Here is a 25462-nt window from a genome sequence, read left to right on the forward strand (position 1 = left end):
CCCAATAACTAGGATGAGCAAGCTAATGTGTCTCTATGACACAACGCGGTTTCGATCCTGAATATGACGAGGACGACGTCCCTGAGTGGGCGGACCAAGTGATGGCCACCGTGGCAGCCGAGGTCCGCAGAAGGAGGAAGGAGCTGCGCATGAGTGCCCAGGACCTGGCGGACAGATGCGAAGAGATCGGTTATCCGATGCCGCGCAATGTGATCGCCAACATGGAATCCGGCCGCCGCTCCAACCTTCCCCTGGTCGAGGTCATGGTCCTGGCCGAAGCCCTGCGTACCTACCCGATCTGCTTGCTCTACCCCGTCGGCTACGTCGACAGGGTTCAGCGGCTTCCGCTCCGCGACTCCGAACCGGAATGCCATGCACTGGTTCACCGGCGACATGGAGGGCTTCGGCGTCGAAGACGGCATGCTCCGCAGTTTCCGTGCCCACGCCAGCCACCAGCGCGCCGCCTTGGCCGCCCTGAAAGGCGAGAAGCGTGAACGCTGGAGGGTCGAGATGGCGACCAACCCCGCTGAACGTGAGGAAGCCGCAGAGGACCAGGCCGACTATGCCGAAAGGGCCGTACAGGCCAAATACCGGCTCCGCAGCGCACGCGCCTTCATCCGCGAAGACGGCGGCACACCACCGCTCCTGCCGCCCGAACTCGCCGACGTCGACCCAACCGGCACCTACCCGAACACTACCGAGGAGAACGGCCTTTGAAGGGCTCCACCCACCGCCGCTGCTACTGCCGCGACCCTAAGACCGGCAAGCCGCTCGGCAAGTCCTGCCCCAAGCTCACCAGCCGCAAGCACGGCTCGTACTCCATACGCCAGGAGCTCCCGCCCCGCGAGGACGGCACCCGCCGCTCGTTCAACCGGGCGGGTTACGACTCCCTCAAGGCCGCCCAGGCCGACCTCGACCACGTCCGCTCCCTCCTCGGCCTCCCCGACACTGAAGACCCGGACGACGTAGCCCGTCTCGTGTCGCTGCTGGAGCAGGTCGCCGACGAGAAGGCTCCCCTGCCCGATATCGAGGAGACCCGGCGACGCCTACGGGCCGGCTTGGACCTCACGGGACGTCGCACAGTGGGCGAGTGGCTTGACCAGTGGCTCGCCTCGAAGAAGACACGGAAGACGACGACCAACGGCTACGCCTCTCACATACGTGTCCATCTCAAGCCACGCATCGGCCATATACGCCTCGATCGGCTCAACGTCGGCCATCTGGTGGAGATGTTCGACGCCATCGCCGACGCCAACGAGGTGATCGAGGCCGAGAACCGCGCACGCCGTGACCAAATCGCTCGGTGCAAGCCCAGCAGGCCGGGCCGCCCAGTCACAGCCGAGCGAGCGCGGTTGAACGTCGAGCGGGCCCAGCTCGCCGAGATGAAGCCGTTCCGGAAGCCGACTGGACCCGCCACCCGGCAGAGCGTCCGGCGAACGCTGCGAGCCGCGCTGAACGCCGCGATCAGTCAGCAGTTCATCACGTTCAACCCTGCCGCTCACGTCGAGCTGGAATCCGGCAAGCGACCGAAGCCGCTGCTGTGGACCGAGCAGCGGGTTGCGCGCTGGCGGACGACCGGCGAGAAGCCCTCCGCGGTCATGGTGTGGACCCCGGAGCAGTTCGGCGCCTTCCTCGACGCGGCCGAGGGCGAGCGACTGTACGCGTTCTTCCACCTCTCCGGCACGCGCGGCCTACGGCGTGGCGAAGGAGTCGGCCAGGACTGGACCGATGTCGACCTGGACGCTGGGCTGATCACACCCGCCAAAGAGATCGTGGTCGACGGCTGGGACCCGTACGAGTCCGCGCCGAAGACCGACGGCAGCGCCAGCACCATCGCCCTGGACAGCCTGAATGTGGCCGTCCTCCGCGAGCACCGCAAGCGCCAGCTCCAGGAGAAGGAGAAGTGGAGGACGGCCTGGAAGGACACCGGCAAGGTGTTTACTCAGGAGGACGGATCCTGGCTCCATCCCGAGACGGTCTCGGAAATCTTCCGCCGTATCCTCGCGCGCACCGATCTTCCGCCCATCACCCTCCGGGACCTGCGGCACGTCTCCGCGACTCTCACCCACGGCGGCGGAGGCGACCTCCACACGATCAAGGAGACGCTGCGGCACTCCACGATCACGCTGACCTCGGACACGTACACGAGCCTGCTGCCAGAAGTCGACAAAGCCGCAGCAGAAGCCGCCGCCCAGCTGGTACCTCGTGCCCGTAAGGCCACCTCCGTAGCGGCTGCTGCTGCACCGTCCGCTCACGCATCGCTCACGCACGAGGCCCCGAACGACGCAGCGCCCCAACCGGCCGAAGCCGATCGGGGCGCTGCGTAGCAGGTCAGAGGGGTGTTTCCCCTCCCTGCACCAGGTAGGCCGTGTGGGACTCGAACCCACAACCAACGGATTAAAAGTCCGCTGCTCTGCCAATTGAGCTAACGGCCCTCAACAGATCACCCCCGAGCATAGCCGCAGCGAGCCCGGCAGCCGATCGGGTATCGGTTACCGGGCCCGTCGAAGCTGAACTGAAGCCTAGAACAGGCCCATGTAGCCCTGCCAGCCGGTCGCGATCTGCGTGCGGACAGGAAAAGAAAAGCGGGCCCGTTCGTGAAGAACGGGCCCGCTTTCGCAGATCAGCGGCCTACGCCGCCGAGCTGATCAGCTATCAGCTGCGCTTCCAGCGCGGCTTGTCGTCGCGGCGGCCGAACGAGCCGGTCGCCGTGCCGGTGCCGGTGCCGGCGCTGCCGGCGCCGCGGTGGTCGTCACGACGGCCCTGCGGGCGGTCCTGGCCGCCGGTGCGGAAGCCGCCGCCGGCCGGACGGTCGTCACGACGGTCGCGGTTGATCGGACGGTCGGCGCTGCCGGAGCGGAAGCCGCCACCGGTGGCCGGACGGTCGTCGCGGCGCTGGAAGCCACCACGCTCGCCGCCACCACGGTTGTCGTCACGGCGGAAGCCGCCACCACGGTTGTCGTCACGACGCTCGAACGGACGGCCACCACGGTCGCCACCACCGGTCGGACGGTCGTCACGGCGCTGGAAGCCACCACGCTCGCCGCCACCACGGTTGTCGTCACGGCGGAAGCCGCCACCACGGTTGTCGTCACGACGCTCGAACGGACGGCCACCACGGTCGCCACCACCGGTCGGACGGTCGTCGCGGCGCTGGAACCCGCCACGCTCGCCGCCACCACGGTTGTCGTCACGGCGGAAGCCGCCACGGTCACCACCGCGGTCACCACCGCGGAAGCCACCACGGTCGCCACCGCGGTCGTCACGGCGCTGGAAGTTGCCGCGGTCGTCGCGACGCTCCGGCGCCGGGGCCGGAACAGCGGCGGCGGCCTCAGCGGCAGCCAGCTCGGCCTCGGCGGCCTTCGCCATCTCCGCCACAGCCTCGTCCGGGTCCTCGCCGCGCTCGCGCGCCGCGCGGGCGACCAGACGGGTCGCCTCCTCGCGGAGCTCGGTCGCACGGCGCTGGACGCGCTCCAGCTCGCGGGTGAGCTCCTTGGCCTCGCGCTCCGCCTGCTTGGCGGCGTTGTTCGCGGAGTCGGCCTGGACCTCGGTCAGCGAACGGGCGCCGGTGATCTCGGCGACCTCCGGCTCGAACGCGCCCGCTCCACCGACGATGTGGCGCGAGGCGTCGACGCCCGCGTCCTCCATCAGGCGGAAGATCTGGCGGCGCTGGTGCGGCAGCGACAGGGAGACCACGACACCCGACTTGCCTGCGCGAGCCGTACGGCCCGAGCGGTGCAGGTAGTCCTTGTGGTCACCGGCCGGGTCCACGTTCAGCACCAGGTCGATGCCGTCGACGTGAATACCGCGAGCGGCGACGTCGGTGGCGACCAGGGCGTTGACGTAGCCCTTCTTGAAGTCTTCGAGGACGCGCGTACGGGCGCCCTGCGTCATGCCGCCGTGCAGTGCGTCGGCCTTGACGCCCGAGTCCTGGAGCTGCTCGGCGATGCGGTCCGCGCCCAGCTGGGTGCGGACGAAGATGATCGTGCGGCCCTTGCGGGCGGCGATCGCGGCCGTGACCGGCGCCTTGTCCTTCGGCTTCACGACGAGGACGTGGTGGGTCATGGTCGTGACGTTGCCCTGGGCGCTGTCGACCTCGTGCGTGACGGGGTTCGTCAGGTAGCGCTTGACCAGCGTGCTGATCTCGTTCTCCATGGTGGCGGAGAAGAGCATGCGCTGGCCGCCGCCGGGGATCTGGTCGAGCAGCTCGGTGACCTCGGGGAGGAAGCCCAGGTCGGACATCTGGTCGGCCTCGTCGAGGACGGCGACCTGGACGTTGGCGAGCGAGCAGGCGCCTCGGTTGAGGAGGTCGCGCAGACGGCCCGGGGTGGCGACGAGGACGTCGACGCCGCGCTCCAGGGCGTAGATCTGGTTGCTCATGGACGTACCGCCGCAGACGACCTTCATCTTCAGGCCGAGTACGTCGCCGTACGGCTGAAGCGCGTCCGCGACCTGCATCGCGAGCTCACGCGTCGGGGTCAGGATGATCGCGCGGGGCTTCTTCTTCTCGGTGTGACCGCCGGCCAGCGAGGCCAGCGTCGGCAGACCGAAGGAGAGCGTCTTGCCGGAGCCGGTGCGGCCACGGCCGAGGATGTCCTTGCCGGCCAGGGCGTCCGGGATGGTCGCGGCCTGGATCGGGAAGGGGGAGGTGACGCCGTTCTGCGCGAGCTTGCGGACGATGCCGTCCGGCAGGCCCAGGGAGGCGAAGGTCACAGTGGGCTCGGCGTTGGCGTCGTCGACGTCATCAGCGCCGTCGGCCTCGGCCGCGTCATCGGCGAGCTCAGCGATGTCGCCGACCTCGGTGATCTCGGTGATCTCAGCGATCTCAGTGATCTCGGCGGCGAGCTCGGTGGTGCTCTCCGCGGCCTCGATGACCTCGACGGCGGTCTCTACGACCGTCTCGTTCTCGTTCTCGGGCATGGCGGTGCGGTCAGTGCTGGAAATGGACATACGAAATGCGAAACCTCTCGGAGTCTCGGCACGCGCCCAAACTCCGTGAAATCGCAAATCAATCGCAAAGTCGACCGCCTCAGTGCGGTCAGGTCACGGTAAGGGAGAGTACGCGCCACGGGGCGCTCCAGGTCCTCGTTCTTTACGAGAACTCAACGGCGCCGGGCAATGGGATTCAAACGATCTATAACCATACGCACCCTCCCCCCCTTATGGCAAACCGACCCCGCCTAAGCGGGTCCCACCTGCGGTGATGCCGCCGGCTCCCGCCGCATTTCGCGCCGCGTCCCCATCGCCGCCGTCTGCGTGTCCGCCGCCGGTGACGCAGAGGGCGGCGGAGGGCTCGGCTCCGGCTCGGACGGCTCCGGAGGCGGCGGCTCCGTGGCCGGCGGCGGCTCCGGCGGCTCCGGCGGCCGGGTCGGCTCGGGCGGCTCCTGCGTCGGCGTCGGCACCCCGGGGCGTGGCTTCGGCGGGGTGCCGCCGCGCCGGGGCGGGACGTCGGCGCTCTTCGAGGGCGCGGCCGAGGCCCCCGGCGACGCGCCGGGGCTCGCCGACGCATCGTCCCCGGCCTTGCCGTCATCCGCCTTGTCACCGCCGTCGTGGCCGACCGCTGCCCCGCGTCCGCCCGTACGTCCGATTCCTGCCCCGCGCTGCGCCGTCCCGCCGTCGGGCTCCGCCGCCGCTGCCCCTTGCCGGGCGGCCGCCGACCGGGACGGGGCCGGCTTGCCCTCCTCGTCGTCGCTCACGCTCATGCAGCCCGCGGACGCCGCGACCGCGAGTACGGCAACGGCCAATCTGGCAGGGGCCAAACGGACACGACGGGGCAACTGGCGCACGGGGCGCACCTCCGGGGCACGGCGGGCGGGATTTCACTGCCCAACTCCCTTTGGCCCACAAGGGACACGCCAAAGCGCCACCCTGGGCCTCCTACCCCACCAGCCCCCGCGCGAGTTCGAACCCCAGAAAGACCGCGCCGAGCCCCACCAGCAACGAAGCACCCACATTGGCCACGGCAAGAAACCTCCAGCCCCGCTCGGCCAGCCGAAGCGTCTCGTAGCTGAAGGTCGAGTACGTCGAAAGGGCCCCGCACAGCCCGGTCCCGAGCAGCGCGTACGTCCCCGAGGACACCAGCGCCCCCGTCAGCACCCCCAGCACCAGGCTCGCCCCCGCGTTCACCACGAACGTCCCCCACGGGAACACCGAGTCGTGCCGCGCCTGCACCGCACGGTCCGTCAGATACCGCAGCGGCGCCCCGACCGCCGCCCCCACCGCCACCAGCAGCCAGGTCACCCCGCGGCCCCCGCCCGCGCCACGGCGGCCCGCGTCACCACCACGCCGAGCCACACCGCACCCATCGCCCCCGCCAACGTCCCGGCGGCGTACGCCATCGCGGCGAGCGCGTCCCCCCGCTCCAGCAGCCGCGCCACATCCACGGCGTACGTCGAGAAGGTCGTGAAGCCACCCAGCACGCCGACCCCGAGGAACGGCCGCAGCAGCGCATGCCCGCGCCCCTGCTCGCTCACCAGCACCATCAGGACGCCGATCAGGGCGCACCCCACCACATTGACGCCGAAGACCGTCCACACGCTCCCGGGCCACAGAACCGTCGCCCCGTACCTGGCCAGCGCCCCCAGCACGCCGCCCGCCGAGAGCGCCGCGAGCACCCGCCACTTGCCGCGCCCGGCGGTCTCGGCACGCTGGGCGGCCACATGGAGATCGACATCCGGATCGATCACACCACCAGAACCACCAGAACCACCACCAGAACCGGTCGCCGCGTCACTCACCCGTACCCCAGCGCGTGCAGCCTCTCGTCGTCGATCCCGAAGTGGTGCGCCACCTCGTGTACGACGGTGATCTCCGTCTCCGCGACGACGTCTTCCCGCGACTCGCACATCCGCAGCGTCGGCCCCCGGTAGATCGTGATCCGGTCCGGCAGCACGCCGGCGTACCACTCGCCACGGTCCGTCAACGGGGTTCCCTCGTACAGGCCCAGCAGATCGGGACCGTGGTCGGGATCGTCCGTAGCCGGCTCGTCCTCCACGAACACCGCGACGTTGTCCATCAGTCGCGTCAGCTCCGGCGGGATCCTGTCCAGCGCCTCGGCGACCAGTTCCTCGAACTCCTCACGCGTCATCTCCAGCACCCGGCCATTGTCACGTAAATCCGTGCGACGGGGTGGGCCGTGCACCGGTGGGCATGGGGCCCCGCCCGGATGGGCATACGGGACCAATGGCCCGCGCCCCTTTCCGTGCCAAGCCGAACTGGCCGCCGAACCTGCCCCTGCTCCGGCCGCTGACCCGGCTGCAACGCCACTACCGCTCGCGTCACCTCGACCCCACCAGCGCCCTCGTACACACCCCGCACCCCTACGCACGGGTACTCGGCCTCGCCGCGGTGGTCCTCGTCGGCGCCTGGCTCGGCCTGCTGATCGTCGGCAGCGTCCGTACGCCGGTCGGCCCGATGGACACGACCATGACGCTGCGCGCGTCCACCGCCGGCGGCACGAAGATCAACGTCTCCCCGCTGGGCGCCCTCGAGCTCAACACCCACGTCGCCCCCATCCGCCTGGACGTGGACGTCGACCAGCTGGACCCGGTCCGCTCCCAGGCCCTGGTCGAGCACCCCGAACGCCTCTCCGGCCTCCAGGAAGAGATCACCCAGGACGTGGCCGACGGCACGACCGACCTGGCCGTACGTTCCTGTGTCGCCGTGGTGTCGGGCGCCACCGCCCTCGGCCTCGCCGTCTACCGGCGCCCACGCCGCGCCCTGGCGGCGGGCGGCCTCGCGCTCGCCCTGCTGACGGCGTCGGGCATCAGCGCGTACGCCACCTGGAACCCGAAGTCGGTCCTGGAGCCCAAGTTCTCCGGGCTCCTGTCCTCCGCGCCCTCCCTGGTCGGCAACGCGCGCAGCATCGTCAGCGAGTTCGACGTCTACCAGAAGGAGCTGGCGCGCCTGGTCACCAATGTGACGAAGCTGTACGACGCTACTTCGACCCTCCCGGCCTACCGGCCCGACCCGGCCACGATGCGCGTCCTCCACGTGTCCGACATCCACCTGAACCCGGCCTCGTGGCACATCATCGGCTCGCTCGTCGAGCAGTACGACATCGATGTGATCATCGACTCCGGCGACACCATGGACCACGGCACGGCTGCCGAGAACGGCTTCCTGGACCCGATCCCGGACCTCGGCGCCCCGTACGTCTGGGTCCGCGGCAACCACGATTCGCTCGCCACCCAGCGCTACCTCGAAGGCATGGGGGACGGCGTACACGTCCTGGACGAGGGGAAGGCGGTCACGGTCGCGGGGCTGCGGGTGGCGGGCACGGGCGATCCGCAGTTCACCCCGGACCGCTCGGTCGAGGCGCAGGGCGACCCGGCTGAACGCATGGCGGGCATCCGCCTCGCCTCGGCCCTGCGCGACCAGCGGCGCGCCGGCACGCCCGTCGACATCGCGGTGGCGCACAACCCGGTCGCGGCCCGCGAAACGGACGGCACAGTTCCGCTCGTCCTGGCCGGACACGTCCACAACCGCAAGACCGAGGTCCTCGACCACGGCACCCGCCTCAAGATCGAAGGCTCGACGGGCGGCGGCGGGCTGCGGGCGCTGCAGAACGAAGAGCCGGAGAAGGTCCGTACGTCAGTCCTCTACCTGGACCGTACGACCAAGCGGCTACAGGCGTGGGACGAGGTCACGCTGGGCGGCCTGGGCCTGACAACGGCCGAGGTCAGCCGCCACCTCCCGGAGGAGAACAGGCCCGGCGCGCCCCCTCCGCCGACCCCCTCCCCAGCCCCTTCCGCCACGCCCCCCTCACCCTCCCCGTAAACCGTTTTGGCGAACGGTGCCGCCATCCCATATGCTTCTGACGTCCCCGACGCGCTGCAAAGCGCCCAGGCGGGCTCTAGCCCTCATCGTCTAGTGGCCCAGGACGCCGCCCTTTCAAGGCGGTAGCACGGGTTCGAATCCCGTTGGGGGCACGCACAACCGTGTGCGAGACTTGGTCTCGCACCACGCTTGGTCCTGTGGAGCAGTTTGGAGTGCTCGCCACCCTGTCAAGGTGGAGGCCGCGGGTTCAAATCCCGTCAGGACCGCTGCGGATCGCGAGATCCGAGTGGCTGGGTAGCTCAGTTGGTACGAGCGATCGCCTGAAAAGCGATAGGTCGCCGGTTCGATCCCGGCCCCAGCCACCACTTCGAAGACCCCCGCCCACCGGACGGGGGTCTTTGCGTACCCCCACCCCTTACTTCGAAGGCCCCGTCAATGGACGGGGCCTTTCGCGTTATCCCTCCTCCGCCGGGGCCTTGCGGCGCCAGGAGCGCAAGGCGAGTGCCACTCCCACCACCGCCACCACGCCGGTCAGCAGCACCGCGTCCGGCACCGACTCGCCGAGCCCGCTCACCCACTCCTCGACGGCGAACGAGTCGTCCACGTCCAGCAGCCCGGGCAGAGCGGTCGTCCCGTCGAAGACGAGGAAGAGCGCGCCCAGTGCAATGAAGAACAGCCCGGACAACAGCGACGTGGTGTGCAGCTCGAAGCGCCCGGCCTTGAACGCGCGCCCCCGCAGCCACTGCCGCTTCCCCAGCCCGAACCGTTCCCAGAGCAGCGCGAGCAGGAAGAGCGGCACGGCCATGCCCAGCGCGTAGACGGCCAGCAGCAGTCCGCCGTACGCCGGGCTGCCGCTCACGGCCGCGACCGTGAGGACGCTGCCGAGGATGGGGCCCGCGCAGAACCCCGCCAGGCCGTAGACGGCCCCCAGGGCGTACACCGACGCCGCCGTCGTCGGCCGGATCCGCCCGGACAGGGCGGCGATACGGCGTGAGGCGAATCCTCTGCCGAGGATCTGCGCGACACCGAGCGCGATGATCAGCCAGCCGCCGGCGAGGACGAGCTGGTCGCGGTGCCCGTAGAAGAGCCGCCCGGCGTACGAGCCGGCCGCGCCCAGCGGCACGAGGGTGGTGGCCAGTCCGGCGTAGAAGATGCCGGTCCTGGCCATCAGGCGTGACGCCGAGTCGATGGAGTACGCGAAGAAGGCGGGGAGGAGGAGTGCGCTGCACGGGCTGAGCAGGGCGAGCAGACCGCCGAGGAAGGCGGCCAGGTACCCGATGTCCGCGCTCACTTGGCGGCCTTCGCTGCCTTCTCCGCCTTCGCTGCCTCCGCTGCCGCCTCGATGGCCGTGGTGAAGGTCTCAGCGGGCTGGGCGCCGGCGATCGGGCGGCCGTTGACGAGGAAGGACGGTGTGGAGGTGGCGCCCAGCTGGTACGCCTCCTCCTGGTCCTTCTCCACGGCCTTCACGGCGGCTTCGCTGCCGGTGTCCCGGGTGAAGCGGGCGAGGTCCTTCACCCCGGCCTCCTCGGCCAGCGCCTTCAGCCGGGCGTGGCCGAAGCCCTTCTCCTTGGCGCCGTCGGCGTACGCGGCCGCGTGGAACTGCCAGAAGCGGCCCTGCTGCCCGGCCGCCCATGCTCCGCGGGCCGCCGCGTCCGACTCCTCGCCGAAGATCGGGAAGTTGCGCCATTCGATGCGCAGGGTGCCGTTGTCGACGTACTTCTTCACGAGGTCGGGCTCGGTGTCGCGGGCGAACTTTCCGCAGTAGCCGCACTTGAAGTCGGCGTACTCGATGAGGACGACGGGCGCGTCCGCCCTGCCCTGTGCGAGCGCGTCCTTGGCGTCGCGCCGGGCGAGCTTCGCCAGCTCGGGGTAGACGCCGGTCTGCGGATCGGCGGAGGCCTCGTCGGTGGAGACGGCGGTGCGGGTCTCGCCGGGCGGCTTGGTCGCGGTGTACGAGACGACGCCGAGCAGGACGGCCGCGGCGGCGACGGCCGCGCCGATGGCGACGGCCTTGGAGCGGGTACGGGAGGAGGTCATGGGTGTTCGGTACTCCTGGATGGAATGCGGGACGTGGAAGTGGGCCGGGGTGGGGCGGGGCATTTGTCCCCTACCCGACACTTCCCGCTGTGTCATTTCGCGGCTCCGCCACGTGAGGGGTTCGGGAGCGTATCCATCCCCAGCAGCGCACTCACGGTCGCCGAACCGCCGCACCGTCGGCCGGCCTGCGGCCTGACCTGGGGCATTGGCTGTGGATCTCCTGTCCGGGGGCGTCTCGTAGAGCGTAAAGGCTTCCCCCGCACCCGCCCCGCGGAAATCGGTTCGCCAGCCGCAAGCGGCGGGTGAGATCCTGAATCAGGTATGTCTACTTCCTTCGCCGACCTCCAGACCGTGCTCGGAGGGCTGCCGCTCCGCGACGCCCACCGGCTCGGCCGCCGTCTCGACGGCGCCCGTCGCATCCGCAAGCCCGACGCCCGCCAGGCCGTACTGGACGAAATCGCCGCCGAGGCGGAGAAGTCCGCCGCCCGCCTGGCGCAGCGTGCTGCCCGGATGCCCGAGATCACGTATCCGGAGTCGCTGCCGGTCAGCCAGCGCAAGGACGACATCGCCGAGGCGATACGCGACCACCAGGTCGTGATCGTCGCGGGCGAGACCGGCTCCGGCAAGACCACGCAGATCCCGAAGATCTGCATGGAGCTCGGCCGTGGCGTGAAGGGCATGATCGGCCACACCCAGCCCCGCCGCATCGCCGCCCGCACCGTCGCCGAACGCATCGCGGACGAGCTGAAGACCCCGCTCGGCGAGGCGGTCGGCTGGAAGGTCCGGTTCACCGATCAGGTCAACCCGGACGCCACCTTCGTCAAGCTCATGACGGACGGCATCCTGCTCGCCGAGATCCAGACGGACCGCGACCTGCGCGCGTACGACACGATCATCATCGACGAGGCCCACGAGCGGTCGCTCAACATCGACTTCCTCCTCGGCTACCTCGCTCAGCTGCTCCCCAAGCGCCCGGACCTCAAGGTCGTCATCACCTCCGCGACCATCGACCCGCAGCGCTTCTCCCGCCACTTCGGCGACGCGCCGATCGTCGAGGTCAGCGGCCGTACGTACCCCGTCGAGGTCCGCTACCGCCCCCTCCTCGAAGACGACAGCGACGACTCCGACCGCGACCAGATCACCGCGATCGCCGACGCCGTCGACGAGCTCCAGGCCGAAGGCCCGGGCGACATCCTCGTCTTCCTCTCCGGCGAGCGTGAGATCCGCGACACCGCCGACGCGCTCAACAAGAAGAACCTCCGCCACACCGAGGTCCTGCCCCTCTACGCCCGCCTGTCGCACGCCGAGCAGCACCGCGTCTTCCAGCGCCACACCGGCCGCCGCATCGTCCTGGCCACCAACGTCGCCGAGACGTCGCTCACGGTCCCCGGCATCAAGTACGTGATCGACCCGGGCACCGCCCGCATCTCCCGCTACAGCCACCGCACCAAGGTCCAGCGCCTGCCGATCGAGCGGATCAGCCAGGCCAGCGCCAACCAGCGCAAGGGCCGTTGCGGGCGTACGTCCGACGGCATCTGCATCCGGCTGTACGACGAGGACGACTTCCTCACCCGGCCCGAGTTCACCGACGCCGAGATTCTGCGTACGAACCTCGCCTCCGTCATCCTCCAGATGACCGCCGCCGGTCTCGGCGAGATCGAGAAGTTCCCCTTCATCGATCCCCCGGACCACCGCAACATCCGCGACGGCGTGCAGCTCCTCCAGGAGCTCGGCGCGCTGGATCCGACCGAGAAGGATCCCAAGAAGCGGCTCACCGAGCAGGGCCGCAAGCTCGCCCAGCTCCCCGTCGACCCCCGCCTGGCCCGCATGGTCCTGGAGGCCGACAAGAACGGCTGCGTACGCGAAGTCATGGTGATCGCCTCCGCGCTCTCCATCCAGGACCCGCGCGAGCGGCCCTCCGAGAAGCAGCAGCAGGCCGACCAGCAGCACGCCCGCTTCAAGGACGAGACGTCCGACTTCCTCGCCTTCCTCAACCTCTGGCGGTACGTCCGCGAGCAGCAGAAGGAGCGCGGCTCCTCCAGCTTCCGCCGGATGTGCAAGCAGGAGTACCTGAACTTCCTGCGCATTCGCGAATGGCAGGACATCTACACCCAGCTGCGCTCCGTCGCGAAGCAGATGGGGATACACGTCAACGAGGACGACGCACCGGAGCTGTCCGTGCATCAGTCCCTCCTCGCCGGCCTGCTCTCCCACATCGGGCTGAAGGACACCGAGAAGAACGAGTACCTCGGTGCCCGCAGCGCGAAGTTCGCGATCTTCCCCGGCTCGGCGCTGTTCAAGAAGCAGCCGCGCTTCATCATGTCCGCCGAGCTGGTCGAAACGTCACGGCTGTGGGCGCGGGTCAACGCGAAGATCGAGCCGGAGTGGATCGAGCCGCTCGCCCAGCATCTCCTCAAGCGCACGTACAGCGAGCCGCACTGGGAGAAGGACCAGGCGGCCGTCATGGCGTACGAGAGGGTCACGCTGTACGGCGTCCCGATCGTCGCCCAGCGCAAGGTCAACTACGGCCGGATCGACCCGGAGACGAGCCGCGACCTTTTCATTCGCAACGCACTGGTCGAAGGTGACTGGCGTACGCACCACAAGTTCTACGCCGACAACCGCAAGCTCCTCACCGAGGTCGAGGAGCTTGAGCACCGCGCCCGCCGCCGCGACATCCTCGTGGACGACGAGACGCTCTTCGACTTCTACGACAAGCGCATCCCCGAACACGTCGTATCGGGCGCGCACTTCGACTCCTGGTGGAAGCGCAAGAAGCGCGAAGAGCCCGAACTCCTCGATTTTGAGCGCGAGATGCTCATCAACGAGAAGGCCGGCCAGGTCACGAAGGACGACTATCCGGACTCCTGGCGGCAGGGGAAGCTCAAGTTCCGGGTGACATATCAGTTCGAGCCGGGCGCGGACGCGGACGGCGTGACCGTCCACATCCCGCTCCAGGTGCTCAACCAGGTCACCTCCGAGGGCTTCGACTGGCAGATCCCCGGCCTGCGCGAGGAAGTGGTCACCGAGCTGATCCGCTCCCTGCCCAAGCCGATCCGCCGGCATTACGTCCCGGCGCCGGATTACGCCCGCAAGTTCCTGGACCGGGCCGTCCCCCTCCAGGAGCCGCTGCCGCTGACGCTCGCGCGCGAGCTGAAGCGGATGGTCGGCGTTCCGGTCGAGGCGGACGACTTCGATCTCTCGCGCGTCCCGGACCACCTGAAGATCACGTTCCGCATCATCGACGAGCGCCGCAAGAACCTCGCCGAGGACAAGGACCTGGAGGCGCTGCGGCTGAAGCTGCGCCCCAAGGCCCGTCAGGCGCTCTCCAAGGCCGCAGCGGCGACGGCAGGGCCCTCGGGCGAGTCCATCGAACGTACGGGCCTCACGGACTGGACCATCGGCACGCTCAGCCGCGTCTTCGAGACGAGGAGGGCCGGGCAGCCGGTCCGGGCGTACCCGGCCCTCGTCGACCAGGGCGAGAGCGTCGCCGTGCGGCTCTTCGACACGGAGGCCGAGCAGCAGCAGGCGATGTGGCGGGGCACGCGCCGGCTCATCCTGCTCAACATCCCGGTGAATCCGGCGAAGTTCGCCTCCGACAAGCTCAGCAATCAGGCCAAACTGGCACTTTCGCGCAATCCGCACGGCTCGATCCAGGCCCTCTTCGAGGACTGCGCGACCGCTGCCGCCGACAAGCTGATCGCGGACCACGGCGGTCCTGCCTGGGACGAGGAATCGTTCCGGAAGCTGTACGACAAGGTCCGAGCCGACCTCGTGGACGCGACCGTACGCACGGTGAACCAGGTCCAGCAGATCCTTGCCGCCTGGCAGGCGTGCGAGCGCCGCCTGAAGGCCACGAACAGCCTGACCCTGGTCAAGAACGTCGCCGACGTACGCGACCAGCTGGCGGCCCTGGTGCCGGCCGGGTTCGTCACGAAGACGGGGCTGCGCCGGCTGCCCGATCTGATGCGCTATCTCGTCGCCGTCGACCGCAGGATCCAGCAGATGCCCACGGCCGTCCAGCGCGACACCACGCGCATGGAGAAGGTCCACGAGATGCAGGACGAGTACGCCTGGCTGCTGGAGCAGCTGCCGCAGGGCAGGCCCGTACCGCAGAATGTCCTGGACATCCGCTGGATGATCGAGGAGCTGCGGGTGAGCTACTTCGCGCACGCCCTCGGGACGCCCCAGCCGGTCTCGGACAAGCGGATCGTGAAGGCGATCGACGCGGCGGCGCCGTAACTCCTCCGTCGCCTTGAGTGAGTTCGCCCGCACCCCCTGACCTGCTGTACAGTCTGTCTTCGCAGCGCCGAGCAACACGGCAAAGCGAATCAAGGTCCTGTGGAGCAGTTTGGAGTGCTCGCCACCCTGTCAAGGTGGAGGCCGCGGGTTCAAATCCCGTCAGGACCGCATCGAATGAAGTACAGAAGGCCCGGATCCGTAAGGATCCGGGCCTTCTTGCGTCTTGACTGCGTCATCTGCCACCGGTACCCAGACATCAGGGCATCGGGGGCCCGTACCGGGGAGGTGACGCAATGGCGGCATCCACTGCCAGGCACGAGACGCGCGCACTGCTACGCGCCCATCTGGCGGCCTCGACGGGCTATCGCCACGTCACTCGGCACTGCCCCATCTGCCACCGGCTCCTGCGGCTCGCCATGGAACCGGAACCGGGCGAGCCCGTCGCGGAAGTCGAACCCCCCACAAGCGCGGAGAACGCAGAGGGCGCAGAGGGCGCACAGGGCGGCGCCGAGGACAAGAGTCGCCCAGCTCCGTGATCCTCTATCGCTGATAGGCCCTGAATGCACAAGAGTTGGGCCCTGTGACGGGTGTCACCGCACGAGTTTTGGAAACTGGTGCGCTTACACCCTCCCTACAACCGCTCAATTTAATATGTGCAATTGCACCTCCGTGAAGGGGCCACCCAAAGCCTCCCGAAAAGCCGGCCGACCGCAGGTCAGAGCGGTCGGCGGCCCCCCGGCGCGGGCACAAAAAAGATCGCGCTGGACCCGGCGGAGTCCAGCGCGATCAACGACGCACCCGTCATGCATGGATGTGGCGCCTGTTGGGGCAGACGCCTGTCGTGTGGTGCTCGGGTGGGCGTCCGGATTGGGGGACCCGGAGGAATGCCCGGTAAAGCGGGGTTATGCGGTTGTTCAGGCCTCGCTGCGCTGCTGCGGAATGCCCGCAAGCAGTGCGCGGACCTCTGCCTCGCGGTAACGCCGGTGTCCACCAAGAGTGCGGATGGACGTGAGCTTGCCTGCCTTGGCCCACCGCGTGACCGTCTTCGGGTCCACGCGGAACATCGTGGCAACCTCAGCCGGGGTCAGCAGCGGCTCGGCGTCAGGGGTGCGAGCGGTCATGAGCGGCCTCCTCGGGAGAACCGAACCATCACGGTTCTTTCCTCTAAATTCTGCACCTTGACCCGCGTTGCCCGAAATGGCGGACGCGGGCCGAGTCGGTTATAGGACGAACGGCTTGTCCTCGGCACTACAACTACACCATCCGTCCAGCCACGTCGGCCAAACCGATGGAATTGCCCTCCCAGGTGTTCATCAGCGACGAAGCCGATGGACCATGCCATAGCGGACAGTCACGTCACAGTGACGATCAGTCACAGAGCGATCAGGAGCCACCAGACCCCTCATAGCGCGCATTACCGAGCCATCTGCCCTTAGGTGGACAGAAGGAGCCCTCGCCGGACTCCTTGTCCTATTTTGGCATGAGGGTGGGCGATGGGCGCAAGAGCCCGCTTAGTGCTGTCCGTCACGCTTGAGGCAAAGGCCCGGATCAGGACCTACGTCCCGGCGCGCCGGAGCCGCTGATCATCACCCGGCCGCCCTCAGTTCGCGAACTGGCGCTCGCGCACTACCCGCCACCGCTCCGTGAGCCGTCCGTACGCCTCCCCGGCCGCCGCACCGTCGCCGGCCTTCAGCGCCGCGATCCCCTCGGCCACGTCCGCCGCCGAGAGGTCCTCGGCCAGATGCTCCTCGGGAAGTACGAGCGCCAGGCCGCCGTAATCGAGCTCAACCAGTGAACGGGGGTGGAACTCCTCCAGCCAGCGCCCCACATCCACCAGGCCGTCGACGAGCGGCTGCCCGGCCTCCTCGTCGAGGTTCTCCCGCAGCGCCTTCAGCGCCCGCGCCACCCGCCGCCGCGCCTGGGCCATCGGCGTCCGGTAGCGCAGTACGGCCGCCGCCTCCCCCTCGGCCTTCGCGTACTCCCGCTCCTCGCTCCCGAAGAGCGCGAACCAGCGCACCGGCACGTGCCACACCGAGCTCCTGATCCACGGGCGCGCGTCCGGGTTGCGTTCCAGCCAACGCTCGAAGTCCGCGGCCGCCTGCCGGCGCACCAGTGGCGGCAGCGCCGCGTCCAGCAGCGGCTGCTGGAAGAGCTCGGGCAGCTCCTCCAGCGCCAGCCAGCCGCGCAGCCGCGTCCGCCAGGGACAAACGCACACCACTCCGTCCACTTCGGTCACGAACGCGTCGCCACTCTCGTGGACCGGAACCGGGACGGGCGGGGTGGGCAGCAAGTCCGCCAGGGAACGCCTCAGTTCGTCCTGCGCGGTGGGCAGCCGCTCGCGCTTCGCGTACTGCGTCCAGTGGTCGCGTTCCGGCTCGGGGAAGGCCGCCAGCGGCTCGTACACCCGCAAATAGGAGACGTACGGGACGATCACCGATGACTCCTGGGCCACGTGCCTGCTCCTCGCTCGTACCGGAGGGAACCTTGAAGAACCGGAAGGAAACCGGAAAGAAATCGTCCCACGCGTACTCCGCCAGGGGGTGATCCTCAGCACTGCCGCACGCCCGCGGCCCGCCAGGTCTTACTCTCTTGCTCATCAGCCCTCCCCACCCCTAGGAGGGCAAAGCCGCCTCGTACTTGGGAGTCACCACCGTGACCGACGCAACCGACGGCGTCCTGCACACCCTGTTCCGATCGGAACAGGGCGGCCACGAGCAAGTCGTGCTGTGCCAGGACCGTGCCTCCGGCCTCAAGGCCGTCATCGCCATCCACTCGACCGCCCTGGGCCCGGCCCTCGGCGGCACGCGCTTCTACCCGTACGCGAGCGAGGAAGAGGCCGTCGCCGACGCGCTGAACCTCGCGCGCGGCATGTCGTACAAGAACGCCATGGCCGGACTCGACCACGGCGGCGGCAAGGCCGTGATCATCGGGGACCCCGAGACGCTCAAGAGCGAGGAACTGCTCCTCGCGTACGGCCGGTTCGTGGACTCCCTCGGCGGCCGTTACGTGACCGCCTGCGACGTCGGTACGTACGTCGCCGACATGGACGTCGTCGCCCGCGAGACCCGCTGGGCCACCGGCCGCTCCCCCGAGAACGGCGGCGCCGGCGACTCGTCCGTACTGACCGCCTTCGGCGTCTTCCAGGGCATGCGGGCCTCGGCCCAGCACCTGTGGGGCGACCCGACCCTGCGCGGCCGCAAGGTCGGCGTCGCCGGCGTCGGCAAGGTCGGCCACCACCTCGTCGAGCACCTCCTGGAGGACGGCGCCGAGGTAGTGATCACGGACGTACGGGAGGAGTCGGTACGCCGCATCACCGACCGTCACCAGAACGTCACCGTCGTCGCGGACACCGAGGCGCTGATCCGCGTCGAGGGTCTCGACATCTACGCCCCGTGCGCGCTCGGCGGCGCGCTCAACGACGACAGCGTCCCGGTGCTCACGGCGAAGGTGGTGTGCGGCGCGGCCAACAACCAGCTCGCCCACCCCGGCGTCGAGAAGGACCTCGCGGACCGCGGGATCCTCTACGCGCCCGACTACGTGGTGAACGCCGGCGGCGTGATCCAGGTCGCCGACGAGCTGCACGGCTTCGACTTCGACCGGTGCAAGGTGAAGGCCGCGAAGATCTTCGACACCACGCTGGCGATATTCGCACGTGCGAAGACGGACGGTATTCCGCCGGCTGCGGCGGCCGACCGGATCGCCGAGCAGAGGATGGCCGAGGCACGCCGGAGCTGACCCGCGGGAGGGCCGGCCCGCCGTCGGTGTGACCGCCGGTGTGACATTGGTGGGACATGACGAGACATGACTCACCCCCGTCGGCGGGTCGACCCTCAGGAAGAGGTTAAAATCGCAGTTGACCAGCGAGGACGGGGCTCCTCGAAGGTTCTGCGACGAGGCGTTGCGTGCGGGCGGCGTACCGTATGGCCGCGGAAGCAGGTACCGTTGATGCCCTACGGACCGGTCTCTCCAAGGGGAGCCCGTTCCGAACCATGAACGCGTGTCAAGACTCTGGGGCCGTCGAGCCCCGTCACCGAGGGGGTCGAGCCATGGGGCGCGGCCGGGCAAAGGCCAAGCAGACTAAGGTCGCCCGCCAGCTGAAGTACAGCAGCGGCGGGACTGACCTGTCGCGTCTGGCCAACGAGCTGGGCGCTTCGACGACTTCGCAACAGCCGCCTAATGGCGAGCCGTTCGAGGACGACGACGAGGAAGACGACCCGTACGCACAGTACGCGGCTCAGTACAACGATGACGAGGACGAGGACTCGACCGAAGAGTCCGGCCCTTCGGCCCATCGTCGCGGCGCTTGACGTCCGTACACCTCGAACAGGCATTACACACGTAACCCGGTCTGGGGCTTCGGCCCCGGACCGGGTTCTGTGCTGCCACCGGTGACTACTTGGCGGCGCTTTTAATTCGAATACGTACCCGTAAGCGTCGCGCCCGTGGCGTGGTCGCCGCGCTCGGTGATCTCTCCGGCGACCCAGGCCTCGACGCCGCGGTCGGCGAGAGTCTCCAGGGTCACGTTCACCGACTCCTCGGGGACGACGGCCATCATGCCGACACCCATGTTGAGGGTCTTTTCGAGTTCCAGGCGCTCGACCTGCCCGGCCTTGCCGACGAGATCGAAGACCGCGCCGGGGGTCCAGGTGGAGCGGTCGACCGTGGCGTGCAGGCCGTCCGGGATCACACGGGCCAGGTTGTTCGCAAGACCGCCGCCCGTGATGTGGCTGAAAGCGTGCACCTCGGCGGTGCGGGTGAGGGCGAGGCAGTCGAGTGAGTAGATCTTCGTGGGCTCCAGGAGCTCCTCGCCGAGCGTACGGCCGAACTCCTCGACCTCGCGGTCCAGCGACCAGCCGGCACGGTCGAAGACCACGTGGCGCACGAGTGAGTACCCGTTCGAGTGAAGACCGGAGGACGCCATGGCGATCACCGCGTCGCCCTTACGGATACGGTCCGCGCCCAGCAGCCGGTCGTACTCCACCACGCCCGTACCGGCGCCGGCGACGTCGAAGTCGTCCTCGCCCAGCAGACCGGGGTGCTCGGCCGTCTCGCCGCCGACGAGGGCGCAGCCCGCGAGGACACAGCCCTCGGCGATGCCCTTGACGATGGCCGCGACACGCTCGGGATGCACCTTGCCGACACAGATGTAGTCGGTCATGAAGAGCGGCTCGGCGCCGCAGACGACCAGGTCGTCGACGACCATGCCGACGAGGTCGTGGCCGATCGTGTCGTACACGCCCATCTTGCGGGCGAGGTCGACCTTCGTACCGACGCCGTCGGTGGCGGAGGCGAGGACCGGACGCTCGTAGCGCTTGAGGGCGGAGGCGTCGAAGAGGCCGGCGAAGCCGCCGAGGCCGCCGAGGCCTGTGACCTCGGGGCGCTGCGTCTTCTTCACCCACTCCTTCATGAGCTCTACGGCGCGGTCGCCTGCTTCGATGTCGACGCCCGCGGACGCGTAGCTGGCACCAGTCGTCTCAGACATTGCTGGGAACTTTCGTGTCGTGGAACGGGGGCGTTACGGGCGACGGAGCGCCTCGGCCGCGGCGCTCGCCGGGCCGGCCGCGAACTCGGTCTCCAGGAGCTGCTTACCGAGCAGCTCGGGGTCCGGGAGCTCCATCGGGTACTCGCCGTCGAAGCAGGCGCGGCACAGGTTCGCCTTGGGAATGGTGGTCGACTCGATCATCCCGTCGATGGAGATGTACGAGAGGGAGTCGGCGCCCAGTGACTTGCCGATCTCGTCGATCGTCATGCCGTTGGCGATGAGCTCCGCGCGGGTCGCGAAGTCGATGCCGAAGAAGCAGGGCCACTTCACCGGCGGGGAGGAGATCCGGATGTGGATCTCGGCGGCGCCGGCCTCGCGGAGCATCTTGACCAGGGCGCGCTGGGTGTTGCCGCGGACGATCGAGTCGTCGACGACCACCAGGCGCTTGCCGCGGATGACTTCCTTGAGCGGGTTGAGCTTCAGGCGGATGCCGAGCTGGCGGATCGTCTGGGACGGCTGGATGAAGGTCCGGCCGACGTACGCGTTCTTGACGAGGCCCGAGCCGTACGGAATTCCGCTGGCTTCCGCGTAGCCGATGGCCGCGGGAGTGCCGGACTCGGGCGTAGCTATCACCAGGTCGGCGTCGGCCGGGGCTTCCTTGGCCAGTTTGCGACCCATCTCCACACGCGAGAGATAGACATTGCGGCCGGCGATGTCGGTGTCCGGGCGCGCCAGGTAGACGTACTCGAAGACACAGCCCTTGGGCTTCGCTTCCGCGAATCGGGAGGTGCGCAGGCCGTTCTCGTCGATGGCGAGCATCTCGCCCGGCTCGACCTCACGGACGTACGCGGCGCCGCAGATGTCGAGGGCGGCGGACTCGGAGGCCACCACCCAGCCGCGCTCGAGCCGGCCGAGGACCAGCGGGCGGATGCCCTGCGGGTCGCGGGCGGCGTAGAGCGTGCCCTCGTCCATGAAGACGAGGGAGAAGGCGCCCATGACGTCGGGGAGGACCTTTGCGGCGGCTTCCTCGATCGTGAGCGGCTTGCCGTCGTCGTCGGTCTGGCCGGCCAGCAGAGCTGTGACCAGGTCGGTGTCGTTGGTCGCGGCGACCTGGGTCGCACGGCCGTTCTCCTTGGGCAGGGCGGCGACCATCTCGGCGAGCTGCGCCGTGTTGACCAGGTTGCCGTTGTGTCCCAGGGCGATCGATCCGTGCGCGGTGGCACGGAAGGTCGGCTGTGCGTTCTCCCACACCGAGGCTCCGGTGGTGGAGTAGCGGGCATGACCGACCGCGATGTGGCCCTGGAGGGAGCCGAGGGAAGTTTCGTCGAAGACTTGCGAGACCAGTCCCATGTCCTTGAAGACGAGGATCTGGGACCCGTTGCTCACTGCGATGCCCGCGGACTCCTGTCCACGGTGCTGCAGGGCATACAGTCCGAAATAGGTGAGCTTGGCGACCTCTTCGCCGGGAGCCCAGACACCGAAGACGCCGCAAGCGTCCTGGGGGCCTTTCTCACCGGGGAGCAGGTCGTGGTTGAGTCGTCCATCACCACGAGGCACACCACCGAGTGTAGGCGAGATCGACCACTGGTCCGAATTGGGGACGGGGCCGGCTCCGAATCGGGGCGCTATGGGTGCATGGGGCCCGTAATCGCTTACGTTCCGCCGCCCATCCAGCGACTTGGCATGCGCATTGTACGTCGCTGCACGTAGGCGCACTTAGCGCACTGTATTCGCGTTTAACGGGTGCCGCGCTTGATCACGATGTCCTTCCCCCACTGTTTCGTTTTGCGGCGGAAGGAACCACCACATGCAGCCGACCTCCCGAGTACGGCGTCTGTCGGCCCTCGCCTGCGGCGTCGTACTCGCCTCGGCGGCGGCCCCCGCCGCGTACGCCGCCGAGGTGGCGCCCGACGGCCGGCGCGGCGTGCAGATCGTGATGGTGAACTTCAGCGACAGCGCGCACGGCGACCCCGCGAAGCTGGAGTCGGCCCTGGAGTCCGCCTACTACGGCAAGAGCGGTTCCCTGACCTCGTACTACAGCGAGATCACCCGGGGCAGGACCACCTTCGGACCGGCCGGTACGGACCAGGTGAGCGGGCCGCTCACGCTCCCCATGGCCGCCGCCTGCGACAGCGGCCGGATCGCGGACGAGACGCAGAAGGCGCTGGTCGCGAAGGGCATCGGGGAGAGCGCGTACGACCACGTCTCGATCGTCTTCCCGAACAAGAAGGCCAAGTGCGAGTACGCCGGACTGGGCACGGTCGGCGGAGGGAAAACCTGGATGCCGGACGAGCACTTCTCGATCGACGCGCTGGTCCATGAGTTCGGCCACAATCTCGGTTACCACCACCACAAGCGGCTGCGCTGCCCGGACGGGGACCTGGGCGCCGGCTGCAAGGAGGACGGCACGAGTGACAAGTCGGTCATGGGCGGTGGCGGTTCGGCGGCCGGGCTGACGTCGCCCGAGCTGATCCACAACAAGTGGCTGGCGGGCGACGAACTCGCCGACGTGACCGAGTCCGGTACGTACAAACTGCGTCCGCTGTACGGCGAGGGCAGTGGCGTCCACGCGCTGCGCATCCCACTCGACGGCAAGGACAAGATCGTCGTCGAGCTGCGGGCGAAGGCGGGTTCGCTCGACGGCGCGATCGAGGGCGTCCACGTCCACCGCGTCCTGGCCGACGACTACACGAGGTCGGCGCTCATCGATCCGACCCCGGGTGACGGCAAGGCGCCGGACGCGGACGCGGTCAAGGCCGGGACGGAACTGACCGACACCGCGCGCAAGGTGGGGGTGAAGGTCGTGGCCTCGGGCAAGACGGAGGCGACGGTCGCCGTCAGCCTGGCCGGCGGGGCGGCGGGGCCGGCTCCCGCGCCCGGCCCCGCTTCCCCTCCCGCTTCCGGTCCCGCAGCCGCTCCCGAAACGCCGAAGACACCCGGGGGCCCGGCCGCCGCCGTACCGGCCAAGACCGTGGCGCTCCGGGCGGCCGAGGCACCTGCGGCTCCGGAGTCCGGCGTACGCCCCGGGGGAGGCGAGCAGCGCCTGGCCGAGACCGGCGGCGACGCGGCCGCCCGGCCGCTGGCCGTCGCGGGGGCGCTGGCGCTGGGCGGCGCGGTCGTATGCGCGACGCTGCGCCGCCGTCGCCCGTAAGCGACCGATCGGTCTACCTGGCGATCGCGACCGCTTCCAGTCCCTTGCCGCCCGCCGCGGTGAGGGACAGGACGCGCTCGCGGACCTCGTAGGCCGCCTTGCCGTCCAGGACCTTGAGCAGGGCCTTCTCGGCGTCCATCACCGGCGGCGCGCACATCTTCCGAGTCGTGGCGATCTTGGAGAAGGTGATGGTCGATCCGGAGACCTTCGCCTTGCCCGAGACGTTGTTGCAGCCGAGATGTCCGCCTACGGTCCCGTCCTCGCCGAAGAACAGCTTCGCCTTGCCCGCCGCGTCCCCCGGGAGTGAGGTCGCGGTGTCGCCGTCACGCAGCGACTCCACCTTCCACTCGGTACCGAGGAGCTGCGCGTCGGGCTCCGGCTTGGTCTCGGACAGGGCGATGGTGTCGCCCTCAGCCGTGGTCAGGGTCAGCTTGTCGTCCGCGACCTTGGCCTTCAGCTCACCGGTGAAGGTGCGCTGAAGGTGCTGCTCGAACTTCGCGATGTTCTTCGGACAGCCGATCTCGGTGGTCTGGCCGGGTCCCACGGTGATCGTGTCGCCCTCGACCTTCACATCGGCGCCGAAGCGATTGCAGCCGGTGTGGCCTTCGGCCCGGCCCTTGTCGTCGATGCGGACCGTGGCCTTCTCGGGTGCCGGCATCTTCTTCCCGTCGACGGTCACGCTGTCGACGGTCCAGTCGATGCCGCTGACCTGGAGGTCCGGCTTTACGGTGCCGTCGCCGCCGGTGCCCGGGCCCGGCTCCGTGCCGCAGGCGGCCAGGGTGAGGAGGGCGAGGACGCTGACGGCGCCGGTGAGGGGGCGGCGGGCGGAGATGCGGGTGCGCGACGTATCCATGGCGATGGGACGGAACAAGTGGGGTTTCTGGTTCCACTGGCTCGCTCAGGCTCCGCTCATCCCCTGCCCCTGCCCCTGGTCCCGATGACGACGGTGGCGTACAGCTCGTCGGACGTGACGACCCGCGGGACCAGCCCGTCGCGGGCCACGGTTTCGACGGCCTGCGGCGCCTGGCGCTCGCTCGTCTCGAACAGCAGGTGGCCGCCCGGCGCCAGCCACCGCGCCGCCTCCGCCGTCACCCGCCGCAGTACGTCGAGCCCGTCAGCCCCGCCGTCGAGCGCGACCCGCGCCTCGTGGATGCGGGCCTCCGGGGGCAACAGGTCTATCTCCTCGGTCGGTACGTACGGCACATTGGCCAGCAGTACGTCGACCCGTCCGCGCAGCGTGGCGGCGGGCAGCGGCGCGTAGAGGTCCCCCTGGTAGACCTGGCCGCCGACGGCGGTGATGTTGCGCCGGGCACATCGCACGGCGGCGGGGTCCACGTCGGCGGCGTACAACTCGACCCGCTCCAGGCACGCGGCCAGCGCCGCGCCGAGTGCTCCCGTGCCGCAGCACAGGTCGACCACGACGGCCTGCGACGGCGCGAGGGCCACGGCCTGCCGGACCAGGAACTCGGTGCGGCGGCGGGGGACGAAGACCCCGGGGTCCACGGTGTAGCGACGGCCGCAGAACTCGGCCCAGCCGAGGACGTGTTCGAGGGGCAGGCCGTCGATCCGGCGGTCCACCATGGCGGAGAGGTGGGCGGGATTCCGCGCGGTGGAGAGGAGCAAGTCCGCCTCGTCCTCGGCGAATACGCAGCCGGCGGCCCGAAGCCTGGTGACGATGACGGAGGGGGAAAACGAGGGGGAGAGAGGCATGGGAAACCTTTCGGGACGCCGATGGGCGCTCCTTCGGTCACCTATGCCTGGTGGACCGCGCG

General features: G+C 69.3%; 20 protein-coding genes, 5 tRNA genes and 1 pseudogene. 12 read left to right on the forward strand and 14 right to left on the reverse strand.

What is annotated here, in order from left to right:
- Window positions 1-35 precede the first annotated feature (35 nt).
- Window positions 36-717, forward strand: a pseudogene (locus J7E96_RS27185) (helix-turn-helix domain-containing protein).
- Window positions 714-2327 (forward strand): tyrosine recombinase XerC, encoded by a 1614-nt coding sequence (gene xerC / locus J7E96_RS27190; RefSeq protein WP_215134826.1) that lies wholly within the window; start codon window positions 714-716, stop codon window positions 2325-2327. The pseudogene J7E96_RS27185 and the gene xerC overlap by 4 nt, the downstream one beginning before the upstream one ends.
- A gap of 35 nt (window positions 2328-2362) precedes the next feature.
- Here xerC and J7E96_RS27195 read toward each other — a convergent pair.
- The 6 genes from J7E96_RS27195 to J7E96_RS27220 form a co-directional block, all read right to left on the reverse strand.
- Window positions 2363-2435 (reverse strand) — tRNA-Lys (locus J7E96_RS27195).
- A gap of 220 nt (window positions 2436-2655) precedes the next feature.
- A complete protein-coding gene (locus J7E96_RS27200; protein WP_215134828.1) occupies window positions 2656-4950 on the reverse strand; it encodes a DEAD/DEAH box helicase in 2295 nt (764 codons plus the stop codon).
- A gap of 230 nt (window positions 4951-5180) precedes the next feature.
- A complete protein-coding gene (locus J7E96_RS27205) occupies window positions 5181-5744 on the reverse strand; it encodes a hypothetical protein (protein ID WP_251070507.1) in 564 nt (187 codons plus the stop codon).
- A gap of 133 nt (window positions 5745-5877) precedes the next feature.
- A complete protein-coding gene (locus J7E96_RS27210; protein WP_215134830.1) occupies window positions 5878-6240 on the reverse strand; it encodes a CrcB family protein in 363 nt (120 codons plus the stop codon).
- Complete coding sequence (locus J7E96_RS27215; protein ID WP_374196722.1) at window positions 6237-6686, reverse strand: CrcB family protein; 450 nt, start codon at window positions 6684-6686, stop codon at window positions 6237-6239. Before J7E96_RS27215 ends, J7E96_RS27210 begins: the two co-directional genes overlap by 4 nt.
- Before the next feature lie 47 nt (window positions 6687-6733).
- Entirely contained in the window at window positions 6734-7096 is a 363-nt protein-coding gene (locus J7E96_RS27220) for a metallopeptidase family protein (RefSeq protein ID WP_028815096.1), read from the reverse strand.
- Window positions 7097-7182: 86 nt separating this feature from the next.
- Here J7E96_RS27220 and J7E96_RS27225 point away from each other — a divergent pair, with 86 nt between their 5' ends.
- From J7E96_RS27225 to J7E96_RS27240, 4 genes are all read left to right on the forward strand, one after another.
- Window positions 7183-8778, forward strand: coding sequence for a metallophosphoesterase (locus J7E96_RS27225; RefSeq protein WP_251070508.1), 1596 nt, complete (start codon window positions 7183-7185; stop codon window positions 8776-8778).
- Window positions 8779-8857: 79 nt separating this feature from the next.
- Window positions 8858-8930: transfer RNA gene (locus J7E96_RS27230), tRNA-Glu, on the forward strand.
- A 39-nt stretch (window positions 8931-8969) separates the two neighbouring features.
- Window positions 8970-9044: transfer RNA gene (locus J7E96_RS27235), tRNA-Asp, on the forward strand.
- Between the two features lie 22 nt (window positions 9045-9066).
- Window positions 9067-9143 (forward strand) — tRNA-Phe (locus J7E96_RS27240).
- Between the two features lie 89 nt (window positions 9144-9232).
- Here the strand turns inward: J7E96_RS27240 and J7E96_RS27245 are convergent.
- On the reverse strand, window positions 9233-10069 hold the full coding sequence (locus tag J7E96_RS27245; protein ID WP_215134834.1) for a cytochrome c biogenesis CcdA family protein: 837 nt from the start codon (window positions 10067-10069) through the stop codon (window positions 9233-9235).
- A complete protein-coding gene (locus J7E96_RS27250; protein WP_215134836.1) occupies window positions 10066-10815 on the reverse strand; it encodes a thioredoxin domain-containing protein in 750 nt (249 codons plus the stop codon). Before J7E96_RS27250 ends, J7E96_RS27245 begins: the two co-directional genes overlap by 4 nt.
- A gap of 321 nt (window positions 10816-11136) precedes the next feature.
- On the opposite strand from J7E96_RS27250, the gene hrpA reads away from it, so the two are divergent.
- The 3 genes from hrpA to J7E96_RS27265 all read left to right on the forward strand — a co-directional run bounded on the left by hrpA (window position 11137) and on the right by J7E96_RS27265 (window position 15593).
- Window positions 11137-15057 carry an ATP-dependent RNA helicase HrpA gene (hrpA, locus tag J7E96_RS27255; RefSeq protein WP_215134838.1) on the forward strand — a complete coding sequence of 1307 codons (3921 nt, stop codon included), beginning with the start codon at window positions 11137-11139 and terminating at the stop codon, window positions 15055-15057.
- A 93-nt stretch (window positions 15058-15150) separates the two neighbouring features.
- Window positions 15151-15225, forward strand: a tRNA-Asp gene (locus tag J7E96_RS27260).
- A 125-nt stretch (window positions 15226-15350) separates the two neighbouring features.
- Complete coding sequence (locus J7E96_RS27265; protein WP_215134887.1) at window positions 15351-15593, forward strand: DUF6274 family protein; 243 nt, start codon at window positions 15351-15353, stop codon at window positions 15591-15593.
- 378 nt (window positions 15594-15971) lie between these two features.
- Here the strand turns inward: J7E96_RS27265 and bldC are convergent, their stop codons facing one another.
- Together bldC and J7E96_RS27275 are read right to left on the reverse strand one after the other, a co-directional pair.
- Window positions 15972-16178: a developmental transcriptional regulator BldC gene (gene bldC / locus J7E96_RS27270; RefSeq protein ID WP_003949541.1), complete on the reverse strand. Its 207-nt coding sequence runs from the start codon at window positions 16176-16178 to the stop codon at window positions 15972-15974.
- Between the two features lie 479 nt (window positions 16179-16657).
- Window positions 16658-17509, reverse strand: coding sequence for a hypothetical protein (locus J7E96_RS27275; protein ID WP_215134840.1), 852 nt, complete (start codon window positions 17507-17509; stop codon window positions 16658-16660).
- 200 nt (window positions 17510-17709) lie between these two features.
- Here J7E96_RS27275 and J7E96_RS27280 point away from each other — a divergent pair, with 200 nt between their 5' ends.
- Both J7E96_RS27280 and J7E96_RS27285 read left to right on the forward strand, forming a co-directional pair.
- On the forward strand, window positions 17710-18792 hold the full coding sequence (locus J7E96_RS27280) for a Glu/Leu/Phe/Val dehydrogenase dimerization domain-containing protein (RefSeq protein WP_215134841.1): 1083 nt from the start codon (window positions 17710-17712) through the stop codon (window positions 18790-18792).
- A 311-nt stretch (window positions 18793-19103) separates the two neighbouring features.
- Entirely contained in the window at window positions 19104-19364 is a 261-nt protein-coding gene (locus J7E96_RS27285) for a DUF3073 domain-containing protein (protein WP_069928096.1), read from the forward strand.
- A 101-nt stretch (window positions 19365-19465) separates the two neighbouring features.
- Here the strand turns inward: J7E96_RS27285 and purM are convergent, their stop codons facing one another.
- Together purM and purF are read right to left on the reverse strand one after the other, a co-directional pair.
- Window positions 19466-20539 (reverse strand): phosphoribosylformylglycinamidine cyclo-ligase, encoded by a 1074-nt coding sequence (gene purM, locus J7E96_RS27290; protein ID WP_215134843.1) that lies wholly within the window; start codon window positions 20537-20539, stop codon window positions 19466-19468.
- A 33-nt stretch (window positions 20540-20572) separates the two neighbouring features.
- Window positions 20573-22096 carry an amidophosphoribosyltransferase gene (gene purF, locus J7E96_RS27295; RefSeq protein WP_215134846.1) on the reverse strand — a complete coding sequence of 508 codons (1524 nt, stop codon included), beginning with the start codon at window positions 22094-22096 and terminating at the stop codon, window positions 20573-20575.
- Window positions 22097-22346: 250 nt separating this feature from the next.
- Here purF and J7E96_RS38290 point away from each other — a divergent pair, with 250 nt between their 5' ends.
- Window positions 22347-23690 (forward strand): hypothetical protein, encoded by a 1344-nt coding sequence (locus J7E96_RS38290; RefSeq protein WP_215134848.1) that lies wholly within the window; start codon window positions 22347-22349, stop codon window positions 23688-23690.
- Window positions 23691-23703: 13 nt separating this feature from the next.
- Here the strand turns inward: J7E96_RS38290 and J7E96_RS27305 are convergent, their stop codons facing one another.
- Both J7E96_RS27305 and J7E96_RS27310 read right to left on the reverse strand, forming a co-directional pair.
- Entirely contained in the window at window positions 23704-24561 is an 858-nt protein-coding gene (locus J7E96_RS27305; protein ID WP_308296160.1) for an META domain-containing protein, read from the reverse strand.
- Window positions 24562-24599: 38 nt separating this feature from the next.
- Complete coding sequence (locus J7E96_RS27310) at window positions 24600-25400, reverse strand: putative protein N(5)-glutamine methyltransferase (RefSeq protein WP_215134850.1); 801 nt, start codon at window positions 25398-25400, stop codon at window positions 24600-24602.
- Between the last annotated feature and the right edge of the window lie 62 nt (window positions 25401-25462).

It is taken from the genome of Streptomyces sp. ISL-96, assembly GCF_018614035.1.
Taxonomy (GTDB): domain Bacteria; phylum Actinomycetota; class Actinomycetes; order Streptomycetales; family Streptomycetaceae; genus Streptomyces.